Consider the following 12,234-nt stretch of genomic DNA (forward strand, 5'->3'; position numbering starts at 1 on the left):
GTTACAGTTTGCGACATCACGATGTCTCCCGTGTACGGTGATGGTTGACCACGGACCACCCTGTCGATCCTGCATCATGGATCTCATTGTTTAACGTTTGCAACAGATAAACCACAACCATTCCGGGATGCGTCATTTCCAAACGTCATGCCCACGAGGGGGAAAACCCGGAACGTCGATCGGTCGCTTCGAGTCCTGGATTCCTGCTTTCCAAGATGGTTGCGTGCGGTTCAGGAAGTCACTTTTTTCTTTCGTTCATTCCAGTCCGGTACATGTTTCTGCGGCGAACGGGTAATGGCCAGGGCCCCTTCCGGAACATCCTTCGCAACAGATGTCCCCGCGGCGATGACTGCATTCTTTCCCAGTCGCACGGGGGCGATCAACTGGGTATCCGAACCAATGAATACGCCATCCTCGATGACCGTCTTGTGTTTATTCTTGCCATCGTAGTTGCAGGTGATGGTCCCGGCGCCCACGTTGACCTTCCGACCGATTTCGGCATCGCCAATGTAGGCCAAATGACTGACCTTCGAGCCTTCACCAATCGTCGATTTCTTGATTTCACAAAAATTTCCCACCTTCGAGCCGCGCTGCATCCGTGCTCCAGGCCGCAGACGTGCAAAGGGACCCACCCCACTGTCGCCCGTGACCTCCGCACCCTCCAGATGGCAGAATGGTTCGATGTGAACCTTATCCCCGATGGCGCTATCGACCATATGACAGAATGGTCCAATGCGACAATCGGAGCCAATCTTTACCCCAGGGCCAAGAATGCACTGTGGCGCAATCACCGTGTCCCGGCCAATCGTTACATCCCCCGCCACGAAGCAGGAACCCGGATCGACAAAGGTGACCCCGGTCGCCATCAGCGCCCCCACCTTGCGGTCGCGAAATACCGCCTCGGCCCGCGCCAGTTGACTCCGATCGTTGATTCCTTCCAGCGACTGGCCATCGGCATGATGCACCGCGTGAACACCGCCCTCGTTCATCGCCATGGCAACAATATCGGGAAGATAATATTCTCCCTGGGCGTTGTCGTTGCCCAGGCGCCCGATCCATCCTTCAAGTCGGGACAAATTCGCCAGGTAAATCCCCGAATTGATTTCCCGGATGGCCCGGATTTCCGGAGTGGCATCCCGTTCCTCGACCACGGCCTGAACCATCCCCGTACCATCCCGGACGATCCGTCCATATCCGGTGGGGTGTTCCAGGGTGGTGCTCAACAATGTCAGTGAACACCCACTTTTCACATGGGACTGAAAGGCCTGTTCCAGAATTTCGGTGCGAATCAACGGAACGTCCCCGGCCATGATCAGAAGGTCTCCGGGAGTTCCGCGCAGTTCTGGAAGTGCGCTTCGTACCGCGTCGCCCGTTCCTTTTTGTTCCTTCTGGCGAACCCAGGTGATCGATCGTTCCGAGAACGCCGCCTCGACCTGTTGGGCGCCGTATCCCGTCACCACCAGTAACCGTGTCGGGTTCAATGGTTGGACCGCCTCCAGTACGTGGTGCAGGATTGGCTTCCATGCCAGAGTGTGCAACACTTTTGGAAGGTTGGAACACATTCGGGTGCCCTGGCCCGCCGCCAGGATGAGGACGGTACGTTGTGTCATGTCGGGTATCGAAGAAATAGTGAAAGAAAAAAGGTAACGGCCCAGGGACCCTTCCCCCCGGTTCGGGATTATTGAAAGAAAAAAGGGGGCTTAAGGGATTGCCCCCAGGGTTTTGATTTTGACTTTGTTTTTGATTTTGTTTTTCACGCGCCATTTCACCCGAAGCGAATTTCCGCGGTTTTTGCGAAAAGATCGGGACGCATTGCAAGTTTCCAGGCTGTGGATTTTCTTCGCAGGCTGTTACGCTTTTTCATTGACGATGTTCACGCCATTCCGACCATCCGCCGACAAACCCTGGCAAAGTCGCGGCGCCGCTTCCAGATTGATGATTCCGGTCCATCATGAGGCAGTTGCGTCAGTCGCTCCAATGCCTCCTGTTCTTCCGCTTCCGCCGCTCTTGGATCGATGAGGTCCTTTTCCACCGCCCGTTCCACCAGAAGCGTCACGCGATCGTTTCCGACTTCGGCATATCCGCCACTCAAGGCAAAATGATGCTCGTCCGTGCTTCCCTCCTTGACTACCAGAAGTTCCCCAGGAACAAGCAAGGAAATCAACGGTGTATGGCCCGCCAATACCCCGAACCGACCATCCTGACCCGGCGCCGTGATGAAGGTCGCCTTTCCGGTCAAAAGCAGCCGCTCCGGAGTGACCACATCCAGTTGAAAGGAATTGCCCATGTCACCGCCCTCCACCACAACCATCGACCATTACAGAAGAAAACGTCGTTACGAGGCGAGACGCTTGGCCTTGTCGAGGGCATCGTCGATCGTTCCCACCATGTAGAAGGCAGCCTCGGGGACATTGTCGTGCCGTCCTTCGATGATTTCCTTGAATCCGCGAATGGTCTCCGCCAGGGGAACCAAAACCCCCTTCTGTCCGGTGAACGCTTCGGCGACATGAAAGGATTGCGACAGAAAACGCTGAATCTTGCGGGCGCGCGACACCGTCAACTTGTCGTTTTCCGACAATTCATCCATCCCGAGAATCGCAATGATGTCCTGGAGTGACTTGTAGGTCTGCAACACCTCTTGAACCCGTCGCGCCACCTGATAGTGCTCTTCGCCAACCACCTGAGGGTCGAGAATGCGCGAGGTTGAATCCAAGGGATCGACCGCCGGATAAATGCCCATTTCGGCAATCTGCCGCGACAACACCGTTGTTGCGTCCAGATGGGAAAATGCCGTCGCCGGGGCCGGGTCGGTCAGGTCGTCGGCGGGGACGTAGATGGCCTGCACCGAGGTGATGGAACCGGTTTTTGTCGAAGTGATCCGCTCCTGAAGCGCCCCCATGTCGGTGGCCAGCGTCGGCTGATATCCCACCGCCGAGGGAATCCGGCCCAGAAGCGCCGACACTTCGGAACCCGCCTGGGTAAAGCGGAAAATATTGTCGATGAACAGAAGAACGTCCTGATTCTGCACGTCGCGGAAATATTCCGCCACCGTCAGACCCGTCAGCGCCACCCGCGCCCGCGCTCCCGGAGGCTCGTTCATCTGGCCATACACCAAAGCCGCCTTGGAATTTCTGTAATCCTTGGGATCGATCACTTTGGATTCGATCATTTCATGGTACAGATCGTTTCCTTCACGGGTCCGCTCGCCGACCCCGGCAAACACCGAATAACCACCATGCCCCTGGGCGACATTGTTGATCAATTCCATGATCAACACCGTCTTGCCGACTCCGGCCCCGCCAAACAGTCCAATCTTCCCCCCCTTGGCGTAAGGCGCCAGAAGATCGACCACCTTGATTCCCGTTTCCAGGATTTCCGCCTCGGTCGATTGATCCGCGAACGAGGGGGCGGGTCGATGCAAGGGTAGAAAATCTTCGGTCTTGATCTCTCCCAACTCGTCAATGGGGTCGCCGACGACGTTCATGATCCGACCCAGAGTCGGACTGCCCACCGGAACCATGATCGGATGACCCGTTCCGAGCACCTCGGTTCCGCGCACCAGGCCATCGGTGCTCTGCATGGCAATGGTCCGGACCGTCTTTTCACCAATGTGTTGCGCCACTTCCAGGACAAGGCGCGGCTTGCCTTCCCTCTGAATATGCAGGGCACTGAGAATGGCCGGAAGTTCTCCCGAGAATCGTACATCCACGACCGGTCCAATCACCTGAACCACCCGTCCCACGTTCTTGCTCATTGGTAAGACTCCATCCATTGGCTGGATTGTTCGATAAATCTTCGCGGCCCCAAGGTCCCGGGGGCGGGACCTGACCGGTCATCCCTTCAAGGATTCGGCACCACCGATGATTTCCATCAATTCGGTGGTGATGGCGGCCTGCCGGGTCCGGTTGTATTTGATCCCCAACCTGCGGATCATGTCTCCCGCATTGCGCACCGCATTGTCCATGGCGGTCATGCGCGCCCCCTGCTCCGAGGCGTCCGCCTCCACCAAAGCCTGATACAACTGTACCGCAACGCCATGAGGGAGCAGTTCCGCCAGGACTTCTCCTTCCTCGGGCTCGTACATGGGGGAAGATACCTTCCGTTCCCCGTCCGCCTCAATGCCCATGGGGACGAGTTGCTTCCAGGTCAGTTCGATGTTCAGCGCCGATTTGAACGTGTTGTACACCATCTGACAACTGTCGAATTCCCCCTTGGCAAAATCGGTCAGGACCTGGGCCGCCAGGACGGCATCGACTTTCTGAAAGGACAGATCCTTGGTCATCCCCGAAAAAGAACGGCGCATGAGCGCCGGATATTGCCGCTTGAGAACATCCAACCCTTTGCGGCCAACACAGGTGATGCTGACCGTATGACCGCTTTCTTCCAGTGATTTGATTTTGGAACGAACTGCCCGAATGACGCTGCTGTTGTAACTGCCACACAATCCCCTGTCGGCGGTGAATACCAGGAGTTCGACCCGTTTTCCCTTGGCAGGGGTCAGGAGCGGCGGGGCATTGTTCGGATCCACTCCGGCGGCGATGGCCCCGATCATCCGGGAAATGTGCCGACTGTAGGGCCGCGCCGATTGCGCCCGTTCCTGAGAACGACGCAACTTGGCCGCGGAGACCATCTTCATCGCTTTGGTGATCTGCTGGGTGTTCTTGACCGAGCGGATCCGATTGCGCAGACTCTTCAGATTGGCCATCGTTGGGTTTTCCAGTCAATATGCGCTGTCGTCGGTATGCCCCTCATGCCGCGGATGGGACCTCGACGGTCTCTTCGACATCGTGTTTGGCGATGAACGCGCTCAGAAGACTTCTCAGACGCTCCTCGGTGGCATCAGAGATTTTTTCTTCCTTGCGGATGGTCTCCAGAACATCGGCATGCTGGGTACGCATGTGTTCGAGAATCCGCGGTTCCATCCGTGAAACCTGATTGACTGGAACGTTGTCCAACAATCCCCGCGTTCCCGAAAAGAGAACCACCGCCTGTTCTTCCATGGAAAGGGGTTGGTATTGCGGTTGTTTCAGCAGCTGCATCAGCCGTTCGCCCCGATGCAGAAGTTTTTGCGTCGATGCGTCCAGATCGGAACCGAACTGGGCGAAGGCGGCCATTTCGCGAAATTGCGCCAGGTCCAATCGCAGAGTCCCGGCAACCTGTTTGGTCGCCTTCACCTGGGCGGCACCGCCGACCCGCGATACCGACAGACCTACCGAAATGGCCGGCCTCATCCCCGAATAAAACAATTCCGATTCCAGAAAAATCTGTCCGTCGGTGATGGAAATCACGTTGGTCGGAATGTAGGCCGAAACATCTCCACCCTGGGTCTCGATCACCGGTAGCGCCGTCAGCGACCCCCCGCCAAGGGCATCGCTCAATTTGGCGGCCCGCTCCAGAAGGCGCGAATGGAGATAAAACACATCCCCCGGATAGGCCTCGCGTCCCGGAGGACGGCGCAGGACCAGCGACATCTGCCGGTAGGCGACCGCCTGTTTGGACAGGTCGTCATAAACGATCAGGGCATGCATGCCGTTGTCGCGATAGTATTCTCCCATCGAGCAACCGCTGTAGGGGGCGAGAAATTGCATCGGCGCCGGATCGGAGGCGGTCGCCGCGACGACCGTGGTGTAGGCCATGGCCCCGTGATCCTCCAGAATCTTGACCACCTTGGCCACGGTCGAGCGCTTCTGGCCGATGGCGACATAGATGCAATACACCGGCTTGTCGGTTTCGTGGGAACGCTTCTGGTTGATGATGGCGTCCACCGCTACCGCCGTCTTGCCCGTCTGCCGGTCGCCGATGATCAGTTCCCGTTGCCCTCGACCGATGGGGACCAGGGCATCCAGCGCCTTCAGGCCAGTGTAGAGCGGTTCATGAACCGATTTGCGCGAGACGATGCCTGGCGCGATCAGTTCCACCAGGCGCGATTCCCTGGCATTGACCGGTCCCTTGCCGTCAATGGGAACCCCGAGGCTGTCCACCACCCGTCCGAGCAGCTCCTTGCCGACAGGGACCTCGACGATCCGTCCCGTCCTCTTGACCGTCGAACCTTCCTTGATTCCCGAATCATCGCCGAAAATCACCGCGCCGACATTGTCTTCCTCCAGGTTGAGGGCCATCCCCTGGGTGCCGTCCGAAAAGGAGATCAGTTCGCCGGCCATCACCTTGTCCAGGCCGTGAATACGTGCGATGCCGTCACCGACCGCGATCACCTGACCCACTTCGGAGATTTCCACTTCCTTGCCGAAGTCGGCAATCTCTTTTTTGATAATTTCGCTTATTTCGGCAATGCTGATCTGCATCGAATCACCCTCTCAATTGCGCTTTCAGCCGGTTCAATTGACCTCGCACGGAATAATCCATCATGACGCTTCCGATCCGCACGACCATGCCTCCCAGAAGTTCCGGGTCCTGTTCAAAGTCAAGTCGGACCTCCTTGCCGGTGCTTTGGGAAAGGATTTTGATCAAACGCTCCTCGTGGGATTTGATCAGGGGTTTGGGAGCGGCAACCCGAACGGTGATGACGCCGCTTTGTTCTTCCTCGATCCGGTTGTAGGCGGCGACGATCTCATCGATCAAAACCATGCGCCGCTTGTGGATCAGAAGATTGAGAAAATTGGCGGTCAGGGGATCGCTGTCGCTCTTGGCGAGAAAGGTTTCGATCAGCCGGGACTGCCGTTCTCTGGGGATGGTCGGGTTGGTGAGCAGTCCGTGCCATTCCGGGTTGGCGGCGGAAACGGCATGAAACTCCCGAAGGTCTTGCCCCACTTTTCGTAACAGACCACGACTCTGGGCAAGATCCGCCAGTGCCGAGGCATAACGTTTGGCCAGGGTGCTTGAATGCACGATTGGGAGATCCTTGGCAACGATTGATGGATGTCAGGAGAAAGTCCTCGAGGCCTGAGGTCCATGCGCCAAAACGATCGCCGGGCGATCCGTGCTTCCGGCCCGTTTTCCTGACGATTCAAGACTCTTTCGTGTATCCAGCCTTTCTCCTTCGACACACACTCCTTAACATAGTTTGCGTTCCAGGTTCAACGTTCCTTCTCCATTTTATTGCCAGGATCGCGTCAAAGTCGGTTGGTGCAGGCGTCACCTTTCCAGGAGGCGCAAGGGCGGCCCTGGTTTGGCGGCTGGAATGACGGCAAGGATTAACAGTGAAATAACGTATAAATAAGATTGTTACGCACGCATGAAAAATTATTTCTTTGAGTTCTGACCGGGGTCATGATTTTACTCCAAATACTTGAAGCAATGCCTGAATCACTCTCTGGATGTCCCTGGGGGAAAGTTGTCCCAATGCGCCCCGGATCAAACGATGGTCCAGAGTGAACAACTTGAAACGCACCTTGGACGGAGATGGCAGACCGGCCATTTCCAGATCCTGAATGGAGCAATCCATCGGCCAGGGTGCATTGGCTTCCGAGGTGATCATGGCCATTACCGAATGACCCGCCTGGGTATTGAAAACCGCCTTTTCGGACAACACCAGGGCCGGACGATTTTTTGCCGTCTCCCGATCGGTAAAGGGAAAAGGCACGCGGACCACTGCAAACCGTTCAAAGGTCACGATAAGCCTCCTCGTCCGCGGTTCCACGCCATTCGGTCATGGTCTCTTCCACCGTTTGCAGATAGGCCATGTCCAGGGATGCGACCCGGCGCACATGAGCTGAACCATCGGCGGCCAGTTCCCAGACAATGCGATCTCCCGGTTCTACACGCAGGGCGGCCCGGATTTCTCTGGGAACAGTGGTTTTTCCATGGGTGGACACCTTGGCAATGGCAATCATGGCAGTCATCTCCGCGAAAACATCCCCTTCCAGGGATGGCCGATGAACGGGAACCCCATCCATGGCGCGGCATGGCCGCGACCAGACAAGGGGGTAGGCGTTCTTCGTTCCAATTCGGCATGTTGCGATCTTCTGACACCAATGCCGAAAATGAAAGGGGTACGCCATGGAGACATTTTTAGCGGAACATGATGGAGAAGTCATTGGAATAGTGTCGGGATTTGACCGATTGGTGTTCCGTGGAACGCTGTGTCCCCTGGCCGTGTGAATGGGATGAAGTCTTGGTCTTGGCCAGGTTGAAGCCGCGCTTGCCCTGCTTGGCAAACGTCTTGCCGTCACGGTCGAGGATGCGGCGTGATCGTCGTCTCCTCGCGGAGGCGGTCAACCGAGGACGGCACGAATCATGGCCTGGGTGATCGTCCCCATGCGGATGATCCGGGGTTGTTTCTCGTCGAAGGCGACGATGGTGCTGGGGGGGGTATCGGGGGGGCAGTGGCCCAGCTGGAGGCAGTCGATCTCTGCTCCAAAAAGGTCGATGACTTGTTTTCCGTCCCGAAGGGGTGGCGCTCCGGAACGATTGGCGCTCGTCGATACCAGGGGGCGATTCCAGAATTCGAGAAGGGTTGTGACATGGCGGGACGAGGAATGCCGGACGGCAAGGGTTGATCGTCCTCCGGTCAGGGGGGCGGGGAGACCGGGGCGGGCGGGAAGGATCAACGTCAGGGGACCGGGCCAGAAGTGTTCCATGAGCCGGCGGGCAGTGACGGGGATGGCGGCGACCAGGGGATCGAGGGCCGGGCGATCGGGAATCAGGAGGATGAATCCCTTGGCGGCATCGCGTCCTTTCAGGGAGAGGATTCGCTGGAGCGCCTCGGGATGGAACGGATCGGCCCCCAGGCCGTACACCGTTTCGGTGGGATGGGCGATGATGCCACCGCGGCGCAGGGTTTCACGGGCGATGGCACGTTGCGTTTCGGTCGGGGGGTCGTTCAGAAGGGTGGGGACGGAGGTCATGGGAACCTGGATCCGTGGTGCGGGATGAACATGCGACATCCCGACCCTTGAGGAGACTTATCGATGATCGATGGTGATTCCAATGTCGTGCGTCACACGGCACTGGGCTCTTTATTTTGCAACCTGCCGGACAGGCGGCAGGCAGGTGCTCCCCGCAGCAGGCCTTCCGTCGATAGATCTTCGTCCAGTTCTTCCCAATGGATGCCATAGCCTCCACCGCAAACTTCCCATTGATTGCGCTGGTTTGGGGTAGCCTTTTCAAGTTTGGGAAACCATGCCAAAGGTGCGGAAATGGTGCGGCCATCCTGCAACCAGACAATAATGGCATCGTCGGTGCATTCCACGTTGGCAACACGTTCATCCGCTCTGAGTGCCAAAATACCCATTCCAACGCTCCATCAGTAAATTTCGGTGTTCCAGTAACAGAATCCGCATCTGCCTTAACTCTGTTGCGGAATACCCTGCATTCCAAGAGAGTTGCAGAGGGTTAAGCCAGAATTTTGCTGACTTTCCATCCTTGTCTACATGGACATGGGGTGGTTCATTCGGTTCGTGGCTGTAATGATAGACACGGAACCCGGATGTTCTCAGAATCGTCGGCATGGATTCCATATCCAGACAAAACAGATGAGAAAATCCATGGAGTGGAGGTTTTCCTGCCCGTATACCATGCACTTCCTTTCGGACCCCACTTTCTCGTTGTCCAGGAACCCAATCATCAAATTCTACGCTACTTTCGTATCGTATATGGCGTCAATGGGATATCCATTTCCCGATATGATCCGCCAACCGTTCCCGAAGGGCTTGATCCTTCTTTTCCACCCCTTGGGCCATTTCCAGATGATACGCCCGCAAGCGGTCCGCGAGGTCTGGACGGGTCAGGGCAAGAATCCGAACCGCCATCAGGGCAGCGTTGACCGCGCCCGCCTTGCCGATGGCCATGGTTGCCACGGGGATGCCGGCGGGCATCTGGACGGTTGCCAGAAGGGCATCCATGCCCTGGAGTGCCGTCGCCGACAACGGCACTCCGATGACCGGCAGGGGGGTGATGGCGGCGACGACGCCCGCCAGATGGGCTGCCGCTCCCGCTCCGACGATCAATGTCCGGATCCCCCGGTCCAGGGCCGCGGTGGCATAACGATGGGTCCGTTCCGGGGTTCGGTGGGCCGAGGTGACCAGCATCTCGAAGGGGACCGAGAATTCCGTGAGAATCCGGGCTGATTCGCCCATCACATCGAAGTCGGAGTCCGATCCCATGAGAATGCCGACGAGGGGTGAAGGAGTCATTGGACCTCCTTAGGAAAGGGCGCGATGGGCGATGTCTCGCCGGTAATAGTGGTCTTGCCAGGAAATCAGCGCAACCGCTTCGTAGGCGCGGTTGCGGGCCTCGGTGATCGTCATGCCCAGACCGGTCACTCCGAGGACACGTCCTCCCGCGGTCACGATCCGCCCGTTGTCGCGGCGTGTTCCGGCGTGGAATATCAGGATATCCTTGAGTCGGGCCGCGGCATCGAGTCCTTCGATCGGTTTCAGAATGGCGTGGTTTCCGGGATAGCCGCCTGCCGCCATGACGACGCAGATGGCCGGGCGGGGATCCCAGTCGATGCTCATTCCTTCGAGGGAACCATTGGCGGTCGCCAGCAGCAGGGGAACGATGTCCGAACGCATGCGCGCAAGGAGGGGTTGCGTTTCGGGATCGCCGAAGCGGGCGTTGAATTCCAGGACCTTCAGGGTGTGGCCATCGACCATCAAGCCGGCGTAGAGCAGGCCGCGGTAGGGACGTCCCTCGCGGGCCATTCCGCGGACCACGGGTTCCATGATTTCCCGGACGATGCGTTCGTGCAGTGTCGGGGTGACGACCGGCGCGGGGGAATAGGCGCCCATTCCTCCCGTATTGGGTCCGGTATCCCCTTCGCCGATGGCCTTGTGATCCTGGGCGCTGGCCAGGGGCAGAATTCGTTCCCCGTCGGCGAAGGCCATGAAGGAGACCTCTTCGCCGGTCAGGAAGTCTTCGATGACCACTTCGTTTCCGGCATCGCCGAATTCACGCGCGATCATGGCGCGGTGAATGGCGTGTTGCGCCTCTTTCAGGGAATGGCAGACCATGGCCCCCTTGCCCGAGGCCAGGCCCGAGGCCTTGACGACGATGGGAATCGTCTGTTTGCCAACGTGGTCCAGGGCCGCCTCGGCTTCGGTGAAGGTATGATAGCCTGCGGTCGGGATGTGGTGTCGGTGGAGAAAATCCTTCATGAACACCTTGGAGCCTTCGAGGGCCGCCGCTGCCGACTGGGGGCCAAAAACCGCCTGTCCGGCGGCGCGCAGTCGGTCGGAAAGTCCGCCAACGAGGGGGGCTTCGGGGCCGATGACGGTCAGATCGATGTTTTTTTCGATCGCGAATCGTTCCAGGGCGTCAAGGTCCGTTACCGGCAGGGCGACGCACTCGGCGACACCAGCGATTCCCGGGTTTCCTGGGGCACAATAAAGTTTGCCGACCCGGGGGGATTGGGCGATTTTCCAGGCAAGGGCGTGTTCACGTCCGCCACCGCCGACTAGAAGTATTTTCAGGTTCATTGATGAACTGTCCAGGTTGTTCTTGCCAGATTCCCGAGGATCAATCGATTCGATCATCTCCATGGATTGGAGGCGCGTCGGGAACCTCATCGAGCGCCTGGAAAAAGTTTTTCAGGTCCGCTCGTCTGGCGCGTTCCTTCAGCAGATGTTCCGTTTCGATGGCCGACATCTTTTCAGCAATGGCCGAAACGAAAAACTGGTTCATGGAGGCGTTATCCTTTTTCGCGGTCTTGCGTACCGCCTCCATCAAGGAATCCGGCAGTCTTAAGGGATATTGGCTCATGTCCGTTTTTCCCGAAGTACTTTGAGAAACTCACGAGGCGTTAGAACTTTCAATCCAAATCTTTCTTTTGCCACGACAAAGTCCCTGATGTTGAAGGTTACGATGGCATCCGCCTTTCCAGCCACGGCAACCTCCACGATCATATCATCCCCGGGGTCGGGAAGAAGCGGTCGCCAAAGATAATAGAGTCGGGGACGCTCCGACACGGCCAAAAGAAGATCAAGAACCGCGTCGATTTTTTCCTCTTTCCATGGAATGGGAAACGTTCCCTGACGTTTCAAAACCGCTTCGTATTCCAAAAACACCGGTACCGAAATGATCGGTGTCACGACCGGGCCATCACTACCGATGCATCGGAGAATCTGGTAGGAAGCCCCTTGGTTGGAGCGTAATCCAGCGACCAGGACATTGGTATCCAAGACGACATGCATACCGGACTCAATATCATGGATTACATGTGATTTCAACAGGACCGTGATGAATGTCCACCACCCGCCGCATCGGCTCCGTTCGTTTGACCACCGAGGTTTCGTTTTCCGGTCATCGATCTGGACGGTTGGATTCAAAGGTGAGAAA

The 12,234-nt window shown here is 57.6% G+C and carries 15 protein-coding genes; all 15 read right to left on the reverse strand.

Annotated features, from left to right (window positions below; genetic code table 11):
- Positions 1-230: 230 nt before the first annotated feature.
- Positions 231-1,610, reverse strand: a complete 1,380-nt coding sequence (gene glmU / locus HQL76_14150; GenBank protein ID MBF0110308.1) for a bifunctional UDP-N-acetylglucosamine diphosphorylase/glucosamine-1-phosphate N-acetyltransferase GlmU — start codon at positions 1,608-1,610, stop codon at positions 231-233.
- A gap of 263 nt (positions 1,611-1,873) precedes the next feature.
- Complete coding sequence (gene atpC, locus HQL76_14155) at positions 1,874-2,287, reverse strand: ATP synthase F1 subunit epsilon (protein MBF0110309.1); 414 nt, start codon at positions 2,285-2,287, stop codon at positions 1,874-1,876.
- 48 nt (positions 2,288-2,335) lie between these two features.
- The gene (gene atpD / locus HQL76_14160) at positions 2,336-3,754 is read right to left on the reverse strand and encodes a F0F1 ATP synthase subunit beta (GenBank protein MBF0110310.1); all 1,419 of its coding nucleotides are present in this window, start codon (positions 3,752-3,754) and stop codon (positions 2,336-2,338) included.
- Between the two features lie 78 nt (positions 3,755-3,832).
- Entirely contained in the window at positions 3,833-4,705 is an 873-nt protein-coding gene (locus HQL76_14165; GenBank protein ID MBF0110311.1) for a F0F1 ATP synthase subunit gamma, read from the reverse strand.
- A 43-nt stretch (positions 4,706-4,748) separates the two neighbouring features.
- Positions 4,749-6,302 (reverse strand): F0F1 ATP synthase subunit alpha, encoded by a 1,554-nt coding sequence (locus HQL76_14170; GenBank protein ID MBF0110312.1) that lies wholly within the window; start codon positions 6,300-6,302, stop codon positions 4,749-4,751.
- 4 nt (positions 6,303-6,306) lie between these two features.
- Positions 6,307-6,846 (reverse strand): ATP synthase F1 subunit delta, encoded by a 540-nt coding sequence (atpH, locus tag HQL76_14175; GenBank protein ID MBF0110313.1) that lies wholly within the window; start codon positions 6,844-6,846, stop codon positions 6,307-6,309.
- 379 nt (positions 6,847-7,225) lie between these two features.
- Positions 7,226-7,570, reverse strand: coding sequence for a type II toxin-antitoxin system PemK/MazF family toxin (locus HQL76_14180; protein MBF0110314.1), 345 nt, complete (start codon positions 7,568-7,570; stop codon positions 7,226-7,228).
- Entirely contained in the window at positions 7,560-7,790 is a 231-nt protein-coding gene (locus HQL76_14185; GenBank protein MBF0110315.1) for an AbrB family transcriptional regulator, read from the reverse strand. The genes HQL76_14180 and HQL76_14185 overlap by 11 nt, the downstream gene beginning before the upstream one ends.
- 381 nt (positions 7,791-8,171) lie before the next feature.
- Entirely contained in the window at positions 8,172-8,804 is a 633-nt protein-coding gene (locus tag HQL76_14190) for a threonylcarbamoyl-AMP synthase (protein MBF0110316.1), read from the reverse strand.
- A 92-nt stretch (positions 8,805-8,896) separates the two neighbouring features.
- A complete protein-coding gene (locus tag HQL76_14195) occupies positions 8,897-9,190 on the reverse strand; it encodes a DUF2442 domain-containing protein (protein ID MBF0110317.1) in 294 nt (97 codons plus the stop codon).
- A complete protein-coding gene (locus tag HQL76_14200; protein ID MBF0110318.1) occupies positions 9,162-9,407 on the reverse strand; it encodes a DUF4160 domain-containing protein in 246 nt (81 codons plus the stop codon). The genes HQL76_14195 and HQL76_14200 overlap by 29 nt, the downstream gene beginning before the upstream one ends.
- A gap of 150 nt (positions 9,408-9,557) precedes the next feature.
- Positions 9,558-10,091, reverse strand: coding sequence for a 5-(carboxyamino)imidazole ribonucleotide mutase (purE, locus tag HQL76_14205; GenBank protein ID MBF0110319.1), 534 nt, complete (start codon positions 10,089-10,091; stop codon positions 9,558-9,560).
- Between the two features lie 9 nt (positions 10,092-10,100).
- Positions 10,101-11,369 (reverse strand): phosphoribosylamine--glycine ligase, encoded by a 1,269-nt coding sequence (gene purD / locus HQL76_14210; protein ID MBF0110320.1) that lies wholly within the window; start codon positions 11,367-11,369, stop codon positions 10,101-10,103.
- A gap of 46 nt (positions 11,370-11,415) precedes the next feature.
- Positions 11,416-11,658: a hypothetical protein gene (locus HQL76_14215; GenBank protein ID MBF0110321.1), complete on the reverse strand. Its 243-nt coding sequence runs from the start codon at positions 11,656-11,658 to the stop codon at positions 11,416-11,418.
- A complete protein-coding gene (locus HQL76_14220; GenBank protein ID MBF0110322.1) occupies positions 11,655-12,089 on the reverse strand; it encodes a putative toxin-antitoxin system toxin component, PIN family in 435 nt (144 codons plus the stop codon). The genes HQL76_14215 and HQL76_14220 overlap by 4 nt, the downstream gene beginning before the upstream one ends.
- Positions 12,090-12,234 lie beyond the last annotated feature (145 nt).

Source organism: Magnetococcales bacterium, assembly GCA_015228815.1.
Lineage (GTDB): Bacteria > Pseudomonadota > Magnetococcia > Magnetococcales > UBA8363 > UBA8363.

Coding starts and splice junctions, on each gene's coding strand:
- atpC (MBF0110309.1), bottom strand. CDS start 2,287: ATGGGCAATTCCTTTCAACTGGATGTGGTCACTCCGGAGCGGCTGCTT.
- HQL76_14185 (MBF0110315.1), bottom strand. CDS start 7,790: ATGATTGCCATTGCCAAGGTGTCCACCCATGGAAAAACCACTGTTCCC.
- HQL76_14170 (MBF0110312.1), bottom strand. CDS start 6,302: ATGCAGATCAGCATTGCCGAAATAAGCGAAATTATCAAAAAAGAGATT.
- HQL76_14215 (MBF0110321.1), bottom strand. CDS start 11,658: ATGAGCCAATATCCCTTAAGACTGCCGGATTCCTTGATGGAGGCGGTA.
- purE (MBF0110319.1), bottom strand. CDS start 10,091: ATGACTCCTTCACCCCTCGTCGGCATTCTCATGGGATCGGACTCCGAC.
- atpD (MBF0110310.1), bottom strand. CDS start 3,754: ATGAGCAAGAACGTGGGACGGGTGGTTCAGGTGATTGGACCGGTCGTG.
- HQL76_14195 (MBF0110317.1), bottom strand. CDS start 9,190: ATGGGTATTTTGGCACTCAGAGCGGATGAACGTGTTGCCAACGTGGAA.
- HQL76_14165 (MBF0110311.1), bottom strand. CDS start 4,705: ATGGCCAATCTGAAGAGTCTGCGCAATCGGATCCGCTCGGTCAAGAAC.
- HQL76_14200 (MBF0110318.1), bottom strand. CDS start 9,407: ATGCCGACGATTCTGAGAACATCCGGGTTCCGTGTCTATCATTACAGC.
- glmU (MBF0110308.1), bottom strand. CDS start 1,610: ATGACACAACGTACCGTCCTCATCCTGGCGGCGGGCCAGGGCACCCGA.
- HQL76_14190 (MBF0110316.1), bottom strand. CDS start 8,804: ATGACCTCCGTCCCCACCCTTCTGAACGACCCCCCGACCGAAACGCAA.
- HQL76_14220 (MBF0110322.1), bottom strand. CDS start 12,089: ATGCATGTCGTCTTGGATACCAATGTCCTGGTCGCTGGATTACGCTCC.